The organism is Paenibacillus dokdonensis (assembly GCF_004916975.1).
In the GTDB taxonomy this organism is placed as follows: Bacteria; Bacillota; Bacilli; order Paenibacillales; family Paenibacillaceae; genus Paenibacillus_AQ; species Paenibacillus_AQ dokdonensis.
Genome location: NZ_STGQ01000002.1, coordinates 708,878 through 726,929, shown reverse-complemented (window position 1 = coordinate 726,929; position 18,052 = coordinate 708,878). Strand labels below are relative to the sequence as shown.

Below are 18,052 nucleotides of genomic sequence, written 5' to 3'. Positions count from 1 at the left end.
ACATCATTTTGCAAGGATGCAAACATGGTGCACGAAAGGATTCAATTTTATTTCTCATGGATGAGGTGTGCAATGGAAATTTCAACAATTATCGGCCTGATACTCGGTTTGGTCTCGGTCTTTGTCGGCATGATACTCAAAGGGGCACCTTTGATATCTCTGCTTACCCCCGCCGCTTATGTCATTATTCTCGGGGGCACGGCCGCTACGTTATTTATTGGTTTTCCAATGTCAGAGCTTAAGAAATTTCCTAAGCTGCTGAAAATGGTATTTGTTAAGCAAAGACTGGTGGAGCGCCGTGATTTAATTACCATGTTCATGGAATGGGCGTCCATTACCCGCCGTGAAGGACTTCTTGCCCTGGAAACCAAGGTGGAGGAGATCGATGACGACTTCCTGCGGAACGGCATGCGGATGATTATCGACGGCAATGACCAGGACTTTGTACGTGATGTTTTGATGGAAGATATCACAGCTACGGAAGAACGGCACCGTGCGGGTGCACTGCTCTTTTCCCAAGCCGGTATGTATGCTCCTTCCCTCGGGGTGCTCGGGGCCGTTGTCGGCCTGATCGCCGCCCTGACCAAAATGGAGAATATGGGCGAACTGGCGCATGCGATTGGTGCGGCTTTTATCGCGACACTACTTGGTATTTTTACAGGCTATGTGCTGTGGCACCCGATTTCCAACAAGCTGAAACGCTTATCCAAGAAGGAAATCGAACTGAAACTCATGATGATCGAAGGACTGCTGTCCATTCAATCCGGGGTTTCCACGATTGCGATCAGTCAAAAGCTATCTGTCTTCCTAACCCCTTCCGAGCGCGCTCAAATGAATGAGAAGGAGGCTGCTGCAGGTGAGCAAAAAGACTAGACATGAGCCTCATGAGGAGCATGCCGATGAATCGTGGCTCCTTCCCTATGCCGACCTTTTGACCCTGCTGTTGGCGCTGTTCATCGTGATGTACGCGATGAGCGCCACGGATAACAAAAAATTCGAAGAAATGAGTGCGGCTTTTAACACAGCGCTCAGTACCGGCAACGGAGTTCTGAATTTCAGCTCGGCCCTGCCTTCGGACAAAAACCTCGATAAAGGCAAGAAAAACAGCGAGGAAAATGTCGTAAACAATGCCGATAAGCAAAAACAGAAATCCCAGCTGGCGAAACAGGAACAAGAAGACCTGGAGAAGCTGAAAAAGCAGCTCGATCAATATATTAACAATAATGGACTGACCACTCTGCTCAATACGAAGCTGAATCAATCCCAGCTGACGATTACGATTAGTGACAACGCGCTCTTCGCATCAGGCAGCGCTGTCGTGAAGCAGGAATCCCGGCAATTAGCTGGAGCGATCAGCAATATGCTGCAGCAGTTCCCAACCTATAATGTAGTCGTGTCGGGCCATACGGATAATATGCCAATCTCTAACAGTGAGTATGCCTCCAATTGGGACTTAAGCTCCGACCGGGCGCTTCACTTTATGAAGATTCTACTGCAAAATACAAAACTTGATCCGGTGAAATTCACTTCAACTGCTTATGGAGAATTCCATCCTATCGCTTCTAATGCGACGGACGCAGGCCGGGCGAAGAACCGCCGTGTTGAAGTGTCCATCATCCGTAAATATACGGATGAAGCACAGCAAACATCGGATAAAACCAAATAACAACTTAAAAAGCTAAAAGCTGTATTATTCGTTATATACGATAAATACAGCTTTTAATCGTTATTTTTATCATTTAACGCGTATGGCCTCTACTGAAGCTCGTAATTGAGCAAACCACTGAGTTCCTTTTTCTCGGCATCGGTCAAGTCACGCCACTTTCCCTTCGGGAGAGATCCCAGGGTGATATTCATAATCCGGATACGCTGAAGCTTCCGTACGCTGTATCCAAAGGCGCTGCACATTCGGCGAATCTGCCTGTTTTTCCCTTCTGTCAAAATGATTTTGAACACCCGCTCGGATATACGCGTAATTATACATGGGCGTGTCATCTCGCCGAGGATCTTCACACCTCCGGCCATCCCCGTTAGGAATGAGGTCGTAATGGGCTGATCAACCGTCACGATATATTCCTTCTCATGCTTGCCCTCGGCCCGCAGTATTTTGTTGACGATATCTCCGTCGCTGGTCATGAGAATGAGCCCTTCCGAATCCTTGTCCAACCTTCCGATCGGAAAGATCCGCTCGGTATGCCCTACAAAATCAACGATGTTGCCCTTGATATGCTGCTCTGTCGTACTCGTAATGCCCACAGGTTTATTCAGGACAATGTAGACATGGCTTTTTTTCTTCTCATTCAGAGGACGGCCGTCAATGCGTACATCATCCCCTTCCTTTGCCTGGCTGCCGAGGACCGCTGTCTCGCCATTAATAGTTACCTTACCGCTCTCTACCCACTTATCCGCTTCGCGACGGGAGCAGAACCCCGTCTCGCTAATAAATTTGTTAATCCGCAATGGGTTCTTCCCCCTTATGATTTGGTCTGTTCTGTATCTCCTGCCACAGGCAATATGATGTCAACCCGGGTTCCTTGTCCCGGCTTACTGAATATTTCCATCATCCCCTTATGGCCTTCAATAATACCTTGGCTGATCATGAGCCCAAGGCCGGTACCATTTTCCTTGCTGGTAAAGAAGGGTTCACCCAGCTTCGGCATGATATGGCTCGGAATACCAATGCCCTGGTCGGTAATGGTTATCCCGATTTCCTCAGGATTTAATCTGAATAATTCTATTCTGATGACACCGCCGTTTTCCATAGCTTCAATCGAGTTTTTGATGATATTAATAAAGACCTGCTTCATCTGATTTTCTTCGCAATGCACTTTGAAGTTCTCATGTTCAAATTCAAATTTAAATTCGATGCCGAATAAATGTGCCTGGCTGTCGAGAAGAGAAATCACATCATTTAAAATACTCCGGATGCTCTTCACCTGGAATTGGATGGCCTGCGGCTTGGCCAGAATCAGAAACTCGCTAACGATCAGGTTAATCCGATCCAGCTCCGACAGCATAATTTCATTATGGAGTGGTGATAAGCGGTTATTCTCACGCTGCAGCTGCAAAAATCCCCGCAGGGTCGTCAGTGGATTTCGTATCTCATGCGCTACGCCTGCGGCAAGCTGCCCCACCGTAGTCAACTTTTCAGAGCGCCGCAGGAGCTCGTCCATCTTATTGCGTTCTGTCATATCCCTAGAGACGCTAATAAAAGAAATAATATTGCCTTCCTCATCCTTTACAGGAGCCGTACTTATACTTACCTCTACCAGAGTGTCATCTCTTTTCAGGCGCAGGGTTTCCGATGGAGGCAGCTGATCACCTAGTCGTAGCGCTTTCAGCCTTTTTTGCTCTTCCTCCTCCAGGAAGTCGGGAACAATCTTCAAACGCCTGCCGAGCACCTCGGAGCTGCTCCAGCCATAGAGATTCTCAAAAGCCTTGTTAACCTGGAGAACACGGCCTGACCAATCAACGGTATGGATCGCATCCGCCGTTTGCTGGATAATGGACTCCAAATGATCTTTTACCGATTTGTTCTCCTCTACTGCCTGCTTCAGCTGATTGGTGTAATCGCTTAAGCTGGCGGTCATGGTGTTAATCTTCGAGGACAGCAGACCCAGCTCATCCTTGCTGTTGATGATAAGGGGTGTGTCGAAATGCCCTTCCGATACATCCCTGACCTTCACCAGAATAGACTTAATCGGGCGGATAAAATAGCCGGCCAGTACATAACTACCAATGATAACAACCAAAAGCAGGACCGCCGATATCGCAATGTAGTTAAATAACTGCTCATGAAGGATCTGTGAAATGATCTGATAGTCCATGACAATACTGATAATATAAACCGATTGATCGGGATTAAAGACCGGAATGAAACCTTTAATTACCTTCTTCCCATGAATGCGGGTATCGAATACAACATTGGATCCTGTTTTAATGGCTTGGGATACGGCTTGTTTATCCCTGGATAAATCTCCGTAATTATAGGTACCGTACTGAATTGGACGGTTTCGCAATTTTATATTAAAACTGTCAAATCCATTGTCCGCCATGTTCTCATTGCCAAATGTCTGCGGATTAATGCATGTGATCTCCAAAATTTGCGGGTTCACTGCCTTGGTCTTGTCCAGGACAGCCTCTGGACTTACCATCTTAGCATAATCGTTGACGGCATCGCTTCTGATATAAGGGTCAATCATATAATTTCGCTTGCCATCATAGTAATAGCCCCATTTGTCGATGTAACCAGGGTTTGATGTTGAATATTCAAAAGGGCCTGACCAAAACTTATCTATATACATTCCTTGGGATACCGTAACCTTCTGCATGTTAAACAGCTGTTTAAATGCAGTGAACCAAAATCCCCAATCCTGTGTGGACATGCCTATTTCCTTAGGATCAGAGGATTTAATAATGACCACATCTTCTCTTGTGCGTACCATAAGGGAAATATCGGTTACGCCTACTTCCTGGCTCAACTTTTTAAGCTTATTGTTGTCGATATCATGATAATCCTCCGGCAGCTCCTTGGCTGCCAATATCGAGGCCATCCTAAGCATTTCGCCGATCTGGCGCTCGACATAATCTGAACTGTATCGGCTTTGCTCAATAGATGCAGCGACTTGCCTGGCAGCGATGAGCATTTTGCTCTCACTGTCCTTCTTCAGATTGGCTTGGGTCGTGTAGAAGCTAAGAAGTATGTATAAAAGCAGTATCAACAGCAAGGAGCCAGACATGATGAGGGTTATTTTATTTTTAATGGACAAAGGACCACCTCTTGGCAAGTAAAGCTTTGAAGCTAAATAAATACACCTTTCATCATAACTCCAAACCCTCTCATTTGAAAAGACTGCCGTAAAAACTGGATCGCTTCTTATAACCCGGAAAAATCGGAAATTAATCACTTTAGATTGATATTCGGCTAATCCTTCTCTAAAATAAGAAGATGATTTGCACACCTTATGCACATATCCACATTTTATCAAGGAATAATTGTGGATAAATCTGTGAGTAACGAAATTGTTATCCACAAAAATATACACAGCATGTTAACAACCGAATATTTGTTCGCTGAATAAACCGTTTTTTGACAAGAGGAGGTCTTTAACCTTGAAAGAACAGCAGAAGCATCCCCTAACTGTGGATGAAACTGTGGATAAAATTGTGCATGAGCACTGGATGAGGGAAGCCATGGTGCAGGCTAAACTGGCTGAAGACATTGGCGAGGTTCCGATTGGGGCCATTATTGTGCGCGGTGAGGAAATTATCGGACGGGGGTACAATCTCCGTGAAACCTCACAGGATGCCACCGCACATGCGGAAATTGTGGCCATCCGGGAAGCCAGCCAAACCATCGGAGCCTGGCGCTTACTCGATTGTCGTCTTTACGTGACGCTTGAGCCTTGCCCCATGTGTGCAGGAGCCATTGTTCAGTCTCGAATTCCGCAGGTGATATACGGAACTGGAGATCCCAAGGCTGGATGCGCCGGTACACTGATGAATCTGCTGCAAGAGCCGCGTTTTAATCACCGTACGGAAGTTATTGACGGTGTACTGCAGGAGGAATGCTCCTCCATGCTAACCCTGTTTTTTCGCAAGCTGCGTGGGAAGTCATAAAAACATCTTATCGGTGAATCCCAAAATGGAAAAAGCCTGGTCCGGGTTCATCCCGGCCAGGCTTTTTATTGTATCGGTTTTCAGCGCTTAGTAAGACGCACTGCCCATTTGTTTTTGGAGATCATCCATAGTGATAACTTCGCTGTCTTTTGGAATGCCGATTTTAAAGGTTTGTTTTTCGTTAACCTTGCTGTATTGGTTCGTCATTTCCATCGAAAGCATCATGTTATCCTTTGTTTCAGGGTCATTCATCTCAACGTTGACAACAGCATCCTGGTAGGAAGGGAAGTCCTTCTTGTCAATGGCTGTATTCACGTTAAACTGGTTAATCTTCAGGTAATTCTTAAGGTCGTTCAGCCCTTTGCTGAGCTCATCCTGATTCGCCGAATTCAGATCTGATTTCGCTTTATCAATATCTTCTTTTGTCAGACCCAGCATTTCACGGTACTCATCCTTCGCGACGATATCCAGAATTTTAGGCATCGCCTTGTTCACGAAGATTTCCGCTGCTTCCTTCACGTTCTCGTTGGTTACATAGAACTGAACCACTTGCTTAGCATCTACACCCTCAGGCAGGTTCGCGTCCTTAACTTTAATGTCTTTGAAGTATTTATTTCCGTCATATTCACCGTATAACGTATTCATGATTTCATTGGAGAGCTGCTGTGTTTTCTTCGTATCCATTGAATCCGGATTAAATTTCGTTCCCTCTTGCTCAGCCAGTTCCTTCATATCTAGCACCAGATATTTACCAACCACATCTTCCGGAAGTGGCAGCATTGGAATGCTTGGAATTTTAACATACAGCTTTTCCTTAGTCATTACCATTGGAATATTAAAGCTCATGGACATATCGCCCTTCAGATTAATACCCATGGTAAGCTCAGTTTGCATCGGATCGTTTTGATATACCCCATCAACTGTCAATTCCGCATTTTTGAGCATGCTCATTACTTGCTCGGTAGCCGACGTGTTTTCAGTATCCGCGCTGGTTACCTTCAAATCTTTAATGACCACCTTGCTTTTCATTTCATATGAAGTCATCTTCATCGCATTCCCCGTTGCGCTCTTCATCGCGTCTTTCGGTTCCTGCTTACTCGTGCATCCTGCAAGGACCACCGTCATGGACATGAGCAGTGTAAGAATCAGGATAGCAAACTTCTTGTTCATGGATTTCTCTCTCCTCTCGGTTCTCTAAAACGATAACACACCTATTAATCATAAACGATTTTAATCTTAACTGAAACAGATTTCTGGAAATTTTATGTTTGCAAATTAAGTAATTTCCTTTTTTTCCTGTTGCGTGAGCTCACATTTTGTAATACGGAACGATTCTTATGAGGTTGCAAAAATACGAAAAATGACAGCTGCTACGTATTTTTTCACATATAAAGATCATAAAATTTCAACAAAAAAGCACTCCAGCGGTTGCTGGAATGCTTCTTGTCGTTTCCAATTTTGCGAGAGATTTTAGCCCTCTTTATTCAAATGATCCACATGATTACGGTTTTTAACCTTTTTCGAGCCAGAAAGCGGCTCCTGCATCGAGTTTCCACCGTTGTTCCGGTGATGCTCGCGCTGGTCTTCCCTCTGGGCTTCAGGTACGGGAATGGCTTTTGGTTTGCTCATCGGTATTCCCCCCATTTTGGATTAAGAATGCGGATGTGTCAGATCCGTAGGCTTGCGATGATTGCGGGCGTCTTCATGCCGGCGATCGTTTTCGTCCTGCTGGATTTGCTGAGCATGATGACTATTTACAGGTGCTTCGTTCAGCTCATCAATGACATTGCTCAGGTTCTTATCCAGTCCGGGTTTGGCCTTAGTCATCTTCTTCCCTCATTTCCCTTTTAAGAGTGATGAGTCACATCATGGAGCGCTTGAGCGCATTCATGGATCTGACGGGAATACCCCTGTGCCATATCCTGAATGATCTCAGTCCGCTCATCCACCGTTCTTCCATCCCGTTCCACGTCCACCAAATCGACCTTCACTTCGCGCGTATCCATATAAGAGCACTGGAAGTCAAAGGAGTACAATTGGCGCCCTGCGGAATCAATATGGATTCTGAGGGCATAAGGGTTCGCCTCATCAGCAAGGACCTGGGCGGAATCCGACGGATCAAGGTTCTGCGGCAGCTGCGACTGCCAGGCATGGACTAACTGGTTTTGGTTCAGTTGAAAGTCTCGGTTCATTTCATCACACCTCCCCTACACTTTAATGTGCGGAGAAGCTTAAAAATTTATTCGTTATTATAAGCATCATCGCGCGAGCCGAATTGTTTTCCAAGAAGAAAAACGGCATAAAAAAAGAAGCCTTTCTTTTAAAGAATGACTTCTGTCGTTGTTATATATGGCGGAGAGGATGGGATTCGAACCCATGTGGAGTTGCCCCCTAACGGTTTTCAAGACCGCCCCGTTATGACCGCTTCGGTACCTCTCCAGGTGGTAAAAGAATTTTTTCAATTACATAAAGCGTAACAAAAATATCTTACCACAGATTGTTTTATTGATCAAGCTTTATTTATTTTTAGGACTAATAACCTTCACATTGCCCATGTAAGGCTGCAGTACCTCTGGTACTGCCACACTGCCGTCAGCCTGCTGGTAATTCTCCAGGATGGCAGCGACCGTCCGGCCGACTGCAAGCGCAGAACCATTCAGTGTATGCACAAATTCAGGCTTGGATTTCGGTTCAGGACGAAACCGGATATTCGCCCGGCGAGCCTGGAAGTCCTCTGTATTGGAACATGATGAGATTTCACGGTACATACCGCTCTCAGGCAGCCATACTTCGAGATCATACGTTTTTGCGGCGGAGAAGCCCATATCACCTGTGCAAAGCGCCAACACGCGGTAAGGCAGCTTCAGAAGCTGCAGCACATGCTCAGCATTGGCGGTCATTTTCTCCAGCTCTTCATAAGAGGAATCCGGAGACACAAGCTTCACCAGCTCTACCTTGTTAAATTGATGTTGACGAATCAGTCCGCGGGTATCACGACCTGCCGAACCGGCTTCAGAACGGAAGCAAGAGCTGTACGCAACAAAATGCTTCGGCAGATCCTCTGTCGACAAAATTTCATCGCGGTAATAGTTCGTTACAGGCACCTCAGCAGTAGGGATCAGGTAATAGTCCGTGTCACGGATTTTGAATAGATCCTCTTCAAACTTCGGCAGCTGACCTGTGCCACGCAGGCTGTCTCCATTTACGATATAAGGCGGAAGCATTTCCTCATAACCATGCTCACTGCTGTGCAGATCCATCATAAAGTTAATCAGAGCACGTTCCAGACGCGCCCCAAGTCCCTTATAAAAGGTAAAGCGCGAGCCCGTTACTTTGGCTGCTGCTTCAAAATCAAGAATGTCCAGCGCCTGTGCAACGTCCCAGTGAGCCTTGGGTTGAAAATCGAATTCCTTTGGCTCTGCCCAGCGGCGCACTTCCACATTTTCCTCTTCAGAAGCCCCAATAGGGACCGACTCATGTGGAATATTGGGAATCGCCATCATCAGATCAGAAATGAAAGCCTCAAGCTCACGGACTTCTTCATCCATGGCTTTGATCCGATCTGACACTTCACGCATCTCAAGGATTAATTCTTCCGCGTCTTCCTTGTTCTTTTTCCGTTTAGCTACTTCACCCGACACGATGTTACGGCGGTTTTTCAGTGCTTCACTTTCCTGCAGCAGTTCTCTGCGGCGCGTATCAAGTTCAGGAAAACCTGCGATCAAATCCAGCGATTTGTTGCGGTTCTTCAGCGCCTGTTCGACTTTTGTATAGTCGCCCCGTAATATTTTGACATCCAGCATTGGACAATTCCTCCTAAGAATCTTGCATGTATCCTTACTTCATAAAACTAAAAAATCTTCTAAGATCTACTCCCGTTTGCAGACATACCAAAAAAATAACCCCGACCCTTGTGGAGATGCCCAGCCTGCCATCCGATTCGCATCGGCAGAGGCAAGCTGTATCATTCCCCTTATCTAAAGCTTACCCTATTGGGGTCTTTAGATATCATAAAAAGAGTCAAGGTGTTTGTCATGTTATATATCGGTTTAAAGGCAGGGTTCTATGACGCTCGACTGGCCTTTACCATATCCACGAAATACTGATGGAACCGGTAATCATCGGTGAGCTCCGGATGGAATGAGGAAGCCAGCAGATGCCCTTGTCTCGCCGCTACGATCTCACCGTTGTAAGAGGATATTACGTCCACTTGTTCTCCCACGCTGCGAATCAACGGCGCTCGAATGAACACAGCCCGGACCGGCTCATCGACCCCTTTGATGTCCAGGTCGGTCTCAAAGCTCTCCCGCTGGCGTCCAAAGGCATTACGGGCTACGGTCATATCCATCAGCTCCAAGTGAGCCTCTTCCTGACCCTCTATCGATTTGGCAAGCACGATCAGGCCCGCGCAGGTTCCAAAAACAGGCTTACCCTCTGCGGAGAACTGGCGTATGACATCCATAAAATCGTATTTACGCATCAGCTTGCCGATTGTCGTGCTTTCACCGCCAGGAATGATCAGGCCCTGAATCTCCTGAAGCTCTTCCTTCTTCTTAATCGCGACGCCTTCTGCGCCTGCAAGCTCAATGCTGCGAATATGCTCTGCTACGGCACCCTGAAGTGCCAATACCCCGATTTTCATATGTCGTTAGCCTTCTCTCTCGTTTACCAGCCGCGATCCGACATCCGTTCAGACGGACTCAGCTTCGAAATCTCGATGCCTTTCATCGGCGCGCCCAGGTTCTTCGAAACTTCAGCGATCAGCTTGTAGTCTTGGAAATGAGTCGTTGCCTCAACAATCGCACGGGCAAATTTTTCAGGACTATCCGATTTGAAAATACCGGAGCCTACGAATACGCCGTCTGCACCCAAATGCATCATAAGCGCCGCGTCAGCTGGTGTTGCCACTCCGCCAGCAGCAAAGTTTACAACTGGCAGCTTGCCGTTTTCATGTACGCCAACGAGAAGGTCGTAAGACACACCCAGGTTTTTCGCTTCGGCATAAAGCTCGTCCTTCGACATGTTTTGTACTTTACGGATTTGGCTGTTAATAAAGCGCATATGGCGGACAGCCTCAACGATGTTGCCTGTTCCCGGCTCACCCTTTGTACGGATCATGGATGCACCCTCGCCGATACGACGTAGCGCTTCACCCAGATCTTTGGCTCCGCAAACGAACGGAACGGTAAAATCCCATTTGTCGATATGGAATACTTCATCAGCCGGAGTCAATACTTCACTCTCGTCAAGGTAGTCCACACCCAGAGATTCCAGCACTTTAGCCTCCACAAAGTGACCGATACGGGCTTTTGCCATAACCGGGATGGATACCACTTTCATCACTTCTTCGACAATCGTCGGGTCAGCCATACGGGCTACGCCGCCAGCTGCACGAATATCGGATGGTACGCGTTCCAAAGCCATAACCGCTGTTGCACCTGCGGCTTCAGCAATTTTTGCCTGTTCAGCATTCATGACGTCCATGATGACGCCACCTTTTTGCATTTCTGCCATACCTCTTTTAACTCTCGAAGTTCCCGTTTCCATGTCTACGCCTCCCGAAATGTATATCATGTCATCTGTTTTCCCTCTAAAGCAGATAGGAAATTACAGTTCCACATTCAATTTGACTAACTCGAAATTAAGAAAACCCTCTTACTTCTTTTCAGAACGCAGTTACTGATATGTTAAAAAAGATTTTTAATCCCGTTAAACAGGTCGCCAAACATATCTTTGATTGCACGGAAGAACAAACGGAACCAGCTGCCCTTTTCCACTTCATCGGAAGTCACCAGGTTGACCGTTTTGGTCTGAGTCTGATCCATCCCCTCAGCCTTGTACGAATAAGTAATCGTGCCAACTTTGGTTCCCTTCTTAATCGGCGCTACCAGCTTGTCTTCAGATTCGAGTTGGGTTTTAAACTGAACACCCTTCACTTCGGCACCCTTCGGCACCACGAAGCTGACATCCGCATCGGTTACTACACCTACGCTGGTTGCCACACCTTTTTTCACAGGAACCGTATCAAGCCCTTCGACCTTGGACTTGCCGGCCACAACCTGCTTGACTTCAAAGTTATCGAAGCCGTAATCGAGTAGTTTCTTGGTTTCCGTAAAGCGGTGTGCCTCGGAATCGGCCCCCATGACAACGCCGATCAGGCGCACACCGTTACGGACTGCCGTTGAAGTGAAACAGTTGCCCGCGTTTTGCGTATGCCCTGTCTTTAGACCATCCAACCCCGGGTAAGCATAAGCTTTAAAATTCTGAATATTCTTGTTGCTTTCCAGCATCCAGTTATAGTTAATAATTGGAGCTTTATCCCGCTCACGGAATTTATATGATTGGATCGAAGTATATTTGGCATAATCCGGATGGTCGGTAACAATATGCTTGCCCAGAATGGCCGCATCCATTGCCGACATGACGTCTTCTTTATCGGTATCCGGCCGGAACTCTTTCGGCATATCAGCTCGGTCAAGACCAGTTGCATTAATAAAATAGGCCGTCTTCATACCCATTTCCTGAGCGGTCTTGTTCATCAGCTTCACAAACTCCTGCTCGGTTCCCGATACCTTCTCGGCCAGTGCTACCGTTGCGTCGTTTGCGGATCCAACAGCCATCGCTATGTACAGTTCCTCTACGGTATGTACGTCCCCTTCAGCAAGAAAAATACGCGAGCCGATGGTTTTTTCGGAGTTTTTGCCTACGGTGACCTGATCCGTCCATTTCAGCTTCCCTTGCTTGATCTGTTCGGCGACGATGTACTCCGTCATCATTTTGGTCATGCTTGCCGGAGGCAGTGGCTCATCCGCATTCATGGCATAGAGAATTTGACCCGTTGTCGGCTCGATTAATACCGCGGACTTCAGGTTCAGTTCAGGCTTTTGAATGCTGCTTGCAGTGCTTGTCGCGGTGCTGGTTGCAGCAGTGCTTGCCGGAGCAGCGAATACCATGGCTGCTGGCAGAGCGGATAGACACAGCATATTCAATAGCATAACCGAAGCTATGCTCTTTTTAACGAGATGACGTTTGTGTTTTTGTTGTCCCGCCTTCCGGCTTGGACGATTCCAATGCTTACTCAATGAATGTATAACTCCCCTCTTGCCTAACTTAAATTCTTACTTGTTCTATTCTATCACAGGGGATAAAGCAAAAAAAGACAGACAGGGCGAAATTCGACCTGTCTGTACAAGAAGATGTTGGATTTATGCAAACATCCTTCTGAATTATACGGAATAGTTTGGAGCTTCTTTGGTAATTTGCACGTCATGCGGGTGGCTTTCGCGCAGGCCCGCACCCGTAATACGAACAAATTGGGTATCTTCACGAAGCTCATCAAGAGATTTCGTTCCGCAGTATCCCATACCCGAGCGTAGTCCGCCGATCAATTGGTGAATCGTATCCGCAAGTGGTCCTTTGTATGCGACACGTCCTTCAATGCCTTCCGGGACGAGCTTCTTGTCATCATCCTGGAAGTAGCGATCCTTACTACCTTGCTTCATCGCTGCCATGGAGCCCATGCCACGATAAACCTTGTAACGGCGTCCTTGATAAATTTCAGATTCACCAGGACTCTCTTCTGTACCGGCAAACATACTTCCAAGCATAACGGCATGTCCACCTGCAGCAAGTGCCTTCGTAATTTCACCAGAATATTTAATACCGCCGTCGGCGATCAATGGGATACCATATTCACGTGCAACCTGTGCACAATCATATATTGCAGTAACTTGCGGTACGCCGATACCAGCGATAACGCGAGTCGTACAAATGGAGCCAGGACCGATACCAACCTTCACCACAGATGCACCGGCTTCGATCAAATCACGAGTCGCTTCACCCGTTGCAACGTTGCCTGCGATGATCGTCAGCTCCGGATACAGGCCACGCAGCTCGCGAACCGCATCCAGAATGTTAATATGATGTCCATGGGCTGAATCCACAACAACCACATCCACACCCGCTTTAACCAATGCCTCAGCACGGTCGAATCCATCTTTAGAGATACCGATAGCTGCACCGACTAGCAGACGTCCCTGTGCATCTTTTGCTGCGTTCGGGAACTGGATCGCTTTTTCAATATCCTTTATAGTAATGAGGCCCTTCAGGATGTTATGGTCATCGACCAAAGGAAGCTTTTCAATTTTATGCTTTTGAAGAAGTACTTCCGCTTCCGCCAGCGTAGTGCCGACCGGTGCAGTTACGAGATTTTCATGGGTCATCACTTCTTTGATTTGAATGCTGTAGTCATGAACAAAACGCAAATCCCGGTTCGTCAGAATACCAACCAGCTTATTCTGCTCATCCACAATCGGTACTCCGGAGATACGGAATTTTGCCATCACTTGCTCAGCATCCGAAACCAATTGCTCAGGTGTTAAGGAGAATGGATTCGTAATTACGCCGCTTTCTGAGCGTTTTACACGATCTACTTCTTCGGCCTGCTGCTCTACTGGCATATTCTTATGAATGATCCCGATTCCGCCTTCTCTTGCTATGGCAATAGCCATTGCTGATTCGGTAACGGTATCCATACCCGCACTGATGAGTGGAATGTTGAGTTTCACATGTTTGCTTAATCTTGTGGACACGTCCACTTCCTTTGGCAATACCTCAGACTTGCGCGGCACCAGCAATACATCGTCAAAAGTAAATCCTTCTTTACTGAATTTGTCTTCCCACACCTCGGAATTTCCCCCTCATTTGTCATGTATTGTATTCGTCAAAACCCTTATTGCAAGGCTTGAAAATCATTTTCTGAAAATATATTATTGCCATCTTAGCAAAGGCGCTGTGAAGCTGTCAAGGAATTGAGGCTGGTAAAACTAACAGAACAAGGACCTGTCTAATCCCTGCAAATACATGTCCACTGGTACTAGACAGCACTTCAAAAAAAGACATCCCTTGGTGGGATGTCCAATTTTCATAAGGTTCATTCAAAAATATGATTAATTTCCTGTTTGAGACTGTGCAGCTGCAGACATTTGAGCCGTGTATTCCTCCAGTGTCAAAGCCTTCTTAGCCTCATCTGGCAGCTTAATCGATTGTGGCTCATTATACTTGCTGTATCCCATGTTCATCGTCATGTCCATCGAGATTTCCGGTGTTTCCTGAGCAGCTGGCATCGTATAGGACATATTCATATCGGCTTTATATAGACGATGAGTCTCTTCATCAATCCAGTATACAATGTTGGCAGCCACCCCCATATTCTCCACGGCTGCTTGGCCTTCACTTGGCAGAGAACTCATCATATCACCCATTCCGGTCAAGCTTTGCGTGTCATTAAGCAGCCCTTTCAGTGAAGGAATTTTACCGTACAATGCCACCTTCGCATACGATTTGCCCTCAATGATGTCTTTGCCCAAATCACGGAAAATAAAATACTTCTGATTGAGGCTGCTGAGCTGAGTCGCATTTTCCTTTTGGAGCTTCATGAGCTGATCAAAGGAAGGCATTCCTTTGGACATATTAATCCATTGCTTTTCTCCTGTTCCCATATCAGGGCTTTGCGTAAAGATCCCTTCTGGCACCATATACGTTAAAGACACCATATCACCGGATCCCATAAAATCCTTCATTGTCATCTTTTCCATCATGCCCTGTTTGTCGTCCAGATGAATCTGTCCTTCGACAGCCATCTTCATAGATACAGAGTTTTGTTCATCGCTGTTCTTGTCTTGAAGATCCTTATTAAAACTATTTTGATTCATATCATTGCCTTGAAAATGCATATTTAGAGACATTCCAACTTGGGATTCATAAGAGTGCAGGCTTGCCATCTCCGTCTGTACTGCATCCATCAGCTGAATCGCAGACTGATCATTGCGAAGTATCTTGGCCAAGGAAGACTGTACATCGGAAGCATTTAGGACCTGTTGGGACTGCCAATCAATACCCATTTCAGATTGTAGGCGTTTAATGCTTTCTTCGTCTTTAAAACCCAATACCCTTCCCAGAATCATAGAGGCATCTTTCCCGGTGATCAACTCGCTTGGACGCATACTTCCGTCCGGGAATCCTTTAATTACTTTACGTTCCAGCATCGCACTTACAGCATCTTTATAGGGAGAGTCAACCGCCACATCCTTAGGAAGTGGTGTAGAAGATGTCCCTGCAATATTTAAATCAGAAGTAACCAATTTCAGAAAATCACCGCGAGAAATCCCTTCCGATTCTGCCGCATAGGCGGGTAGAGAAATCCCCATGACCAAGACACCCGTAAGAAGCGCTGATACCAAGCCTCTTTTACTATTTTTCATATGTACTTACCCCTCTCTCATGATATATCAGGAATAATTTAACTATATTATGTTAGTATATCATGTAATTCTATTAAAAAATAATTCTAGACAACACAAAAAAACCACCGTCGATTGTTATCAACAGTGGTTCTTCGCTTGGCGGCATCCTACTCTCCCAGGACCCTTCGGTCCAAGTACCATCGGCGCTGGAGGGCTTAACGGTCGTGTTCGGGATGGGTACGCGTGGAACCCCTCCGCCATCGCCACCAAACAGGATTTTTGCGCTGTCTTCGCTTCGGTGATGACTCACCAGCAAAAGATCCATCCTTAGAAAGGACATGCAGCTTAAAAATCAGTTCAGATGTTTGATCACCTGAAAACTAGATACGAAACGAATTTGTGTGTTTAGAAACGGTCTCCGTAGCCCTTACTCGGATGCAAAGCGTAACGCTTCCGAAGCAAGTTTCCCTACGGAAAACTTTTTAGGATAAGCCCTCGACCGATTAGTATTGGTCAGCTCCATGCATTGCTGCACTTCCACCTCCAACCTATCTACCTCGTCGTCTTCAAGGGGTCTTACATACTGGGAAATCTCATCTTGAGGGGGGCTTCACGCTTAGATGCTTTCAGCGCTTATCCCGTCCGTACGTAGCTACCCAGCCATGCTCCTGGCGGAACAACTGGTGCACCAGCGGTACGTCCATCCCGGTCCTCTCGTACTAAGGACAGCTCCTCTCAAATTTCCTACGCCCACGACAGATAGGGACCGAACTGTCTCACGACGTTCTGAACCCAGCTCGCGTACCGCTTTAATGGGCGAACAGCCCAACCCTTGGGACCTACTTCAGCCCCAGGATGCGATGAGCCGACATCGAGGTGCCAAACCTCCCCGTCGATGTGGACTCTTGGGGGAGATAAGCCTGTTATCCCCAGGGTAGCTTTTATCCGTTGAGCGATGGCCCTTCCATGCGGTACCACCGGATCACTAAGCCCGACTTTCGTCCCTGCTCGACTTGTAGGTCTCGCAGTCAAGCTCCCTTCTGCCTTTGCACTCTTCGAATGATTTCCAACCATTCTGAGGGAACCTTGGGGCGCCTCCGTTACTCTTTAGGAGGCGACCGCCCCAGTCAAACTGCCCACCTGACACTGTCCCCGCACCGGATGACGGTACTAGGTTAGAACCTAGATACGATCAGGGTGGTATCCCAACGGCGCCTCCACCTAAGCTGGCGCTCAGGCTTCAAAGGCTCCCACCTATCCTGTACAGATCGTACCCAAATCCAATATCAAGCTGCAGTAAAGCTCCATGGGGTCTTTCCGTCTTGTCGCGGGTAACCTGCATCTTCACAGGTATTAAAATTTCACCGGATCTCTCGTTGAGACAGCGCCCAAGTCGTTACGCCATTCGTGCGGGTCAGAATTTACCTGACAAGGAATTTCGCTACCTTAGGACCGTTATAGTTACGGCCGCCGTTTACTGGGGCTTCGGTTCATAGCTTCGGGTTACCCCTAACCACTCCCCTTAACCTTCCAGCACCGGGCAGGCGTCAGCCCGTATACTTCGCCTTGCGGCTTCGCACAGACCTGTGTTTTTGCTAAACAGTCGCTTGGGCCTTTTCACTGCGGCCCCCTCGTGCTATTCACACTACCGGGGCACCCCTTCTCCCGAAGTTACGGGGTCATTTTGCCGAGTTCCTTAACGAGAGTTCTTCCGCGCGCCTTAGAATTCTCTTCTCGCCTACCTGTGTCGGTTTGCGGTACGGGCACCTTCACCTGGCTAGAGGCTTTTCTTGGCAGTGTGAGATCATGACCTTCGCTACTATAATTTTCGCTCCCCATCACAGCCCAGCCTTACGATGTGCGGATTTGCCTACACATCAGCCTCACTGCTTAGACGGACATCCATCAGTCCGCGTCACTACCCTACTGCGTCACCCCATTGCTCATAACGGTTTACGGTGGTACAGGAATTTCAACCTGTTGTCCTTCGATTACGCCTTTCGGCCTCACCTTAGGTCCCGACTTACCCTGAGCGGACGAGCCTTCCTCAGGAAACCTTGGGCTTTCGGCGGATCAGATTCTCACTGATCTTTTCGTTACTCATACCGGCATTCTCACTTGTATGCGCTCCAGCACTCCTTACGGTATACCTTCAATGCTGCATACAACGCTCCCCTACCCCTGATGCA

At 47.2% G+C, this 18,052-nt stretch carries 15 protein-coding genes, 1 tRNA gene, 1 rRNA gene and 2 other annotated features (1 of these 19 only partly in view); of the genes, 3 read left to right on the top strand and 14 right to left on the bottom strand.

The genetic code is table 11. The annotated features are described in order from the left end of the window. Positions 1–72: 72 nt before the first annotated feature. Both motA and motB read left to right on the top strand, forming a co-directional pair. Positions 73–873 (top strand): flagellar motor stator protein MotA, encoded by an 801-nt coding sequence (gene motA, locus E6W40_RS21305; protein WP_136607605.1) that lies wholly within the window; start codon positions 73–75, stop codon positions 871–873. Beyond that, positions 857–1,666, top strand: coding sequence for a flagellar motor protein MotB (gene motB, locus E6W40_RS21300; RefSeq protein ID WP_136607604.1), 810 nt, complete (start codon positions 857–859; stop codon positions 1,664–1,666). Before motA ends, motB begins: the two co-directional genes overlap by 17 nt. Before the next feature lie 89 nt (positions 1,667–1,755). Here the strand turns inward: motB and rluF are convergent, their stop codons facing one another. Both rluF and E6W40_RS21290 read right to left on the bottom strand, forming a co-directional pair. After that, positions 1,756–2,460, bottom strand: a complete 705-nt coding sequence (gene rluF, locus E6W40_RS21295; protein ID WP_136607603.1) for a 23S rRNA pseudouridine(2604) synthase RluF — start codon at positions 2,458–2,460, stop codon at positions 1,756–1,758. 14 nt (positions 2,461–2,474) lie between these two features. Further along, the gene (locus tag E6W40_RS21290) at positions 2,475–4,769 is read right to left on the bottom strand and encodes an ATP-binding protein (RefSeq protein ID WP_136607602.1); all 2,295 of its coding nucleotides are present in this window, start codon (positions 4,767–4,769) and stop codon (positions 2,475–2,477) included. Between the two features lie 343 nt (positions 4,770–5,112). On the opposite strand from E6W40_RS21290, the gene tadA reads away from it, so the two are divergent. Then, positions 5,113–5,619 (top strand): tRNA adenosine(34) deaminase TadA, encoded by a 507-nt coding sequence (tadA, locus tag E6W40_RS21285; RefSeq protein WP_281281493.1) that lies wholly within the window; start codon positions 5,113–5,115, stop codon positions 5,617–5,619. Positions 5,620–5,706: 87 nt separating this feature from the next. Here tadA and E6W40_RS21280 read toward each other — a convergent pair whose 3' ends face one another. From E6W40_RS21280 to rrf, 12 genes are all read right to left on the bottom strand, one after another. Then, on the bottom strand, positions 5,707–6,789 hold the full coding sequence (locus E6W40_RS21280) for a hypothetical protein (RefSeq protein ID WP_136607601.1): 1,083 nt from the start codon (positions 6,787–6,789) through the stop codon (positions 5,707–5,709). Between the two features lie 300 nt (positions 6,790–7,089). Then, the gene (locus E6W40_RS21275) at positions 7,090–7,248 is read right to left on the bottom strand and encodes a small acid-soluble spore protein P (protein ID WP_136607600.1); all 159 of its coding nucleotides are present in this window, start codon (positions 7,246–7,248) and stop codon (positions 7,090–7,092) included. Between the two features lie 21 nt (positions 7,249–7,269). Beyond that, positions 7,270–7,446 (bottom strand): hypothetical protein, encoded by a 177-nt coding sequence (locus E6W40_RS29590; RefSeq protein ID WP_168929000.1) that lies wholly within the window; start codon positions 7,444–7,446, stop codon positions 7,270–7,272. A 20-nt stretch (positions 7,447–7,466) separates the two neighbouring features. Beyond that, positions 7,467–7,811, bottom strand: coding sequence for a hypothetical protein (locus E6W40_RS21270; protein ID WP_136607599.1), 345 nt, complete (start codon positions 7,809–7,811; stop codon positions 7,467–7,469). Positions 7,812–7,969: 158 nt separating this feature from the next. Continuing rightward, positions 7,970–8,058: transfer RNA gene (locus tag E6W40_RS21265), tRNA-Ser, on the bottom strand. Between the two features lie 77 nt (positions 8,059–8,135). After that, positions 8,136–9,422 (bottom strand): serine--tRNA ligase, encoded by a 1,287-nt coding sequence (gene serS, locus E6W40_RS21260; RefSeq protein WP_136607598.1) that lies wholly within the window; start codon positions 9,420–9,422, stop codon positions 8,136–8,138. Positions 9,423–9,682: 260 nt separating this feature from the next. Further along, complete coding sequence (gene pdxT / locus E6W40_RS21255; RefSeq protein ID WP_136607597.1) at positions 9,683–10,261, bottom strand: pyridoxal 5'-phosphate synthase glutaminase subunit PdxT; 579 nt, start codon at positions 10,259–10,261, stop codon at positions 9,683–9,685. A gap of 23 nt (positions 10,262–10,284) precedes the next feature. Then, positions 10,285–11,166, bottom strand: a complete 882-nt coding sequence (gene pdxS, locus E6W40_RS21250) for a pyridoxal 5'-phosphate synthase lyase subunit PdxS (protein ID WP_136607596.1) — start codon at positions 11,164–11,166, stop codon at positions 10,285–10,287. Between the two features lie 140 nt (positions 11,167–11,306). Then, positions 11,307–12,614 (bottom strand): D-alanyl-D-alanine carboxypeptidase family protein, encoded by a 1,308-nt coding sequence (locus tag E6W40_RS21245; protein WP_136608186.1) that lies wholly within the window; start codon positions 12,612–12,614, stop codon positions 11,307–11,309. Positions 12,615–12,845: 231 nt separating this feature from the next. Then, on the bottom strand, positions 12,846–14,303 hold the full coding sequence (guaB, locus tag E6W40_RS21240) for an IMP dehydrogenase (protein ID WP_136607595.1): 1,458 nt from the start codon (positions 14,301–14,303) through the stop codon (positions 12,846–12,848). A gap of 264 nt (positions 14,304–14,567) precedes the next feature. Next, positions 14,568–15,881: an S-layer homology domain-containing protein gene (locus E6W40_RS21235; RefSeq protein ID WP_136607594.1), complete on the bottom strand. Its 1,314-nt coding sequence runs from the start codon at positions 15,879–15,881 to the stop codon at positions 14,568–14,570. A gap of 136 nt (positions 15,882–16,017) precedes the next feature. Then, positions 16,018–16,134: ribosomal RNA gene (gene rrf, locus E6W40_RS21230) — 5S ribosomal RNA — on the bottom strand. A 224-nt stretch (positions 16,135–16,358) separates the two neighbouring features. Next, positions 16,359–17,219, bottom strand: a sequence feature (23S ribosomal RNA rRNA prediction is too short). Between the two features lies 1 nt (position 17,220). Continuing rightward, positions 17,221–18,052: a sequence feature (most likely nonfunctional fraction of RNA operon), on the bottom strand; it runs 193 nt beyond the window's last position.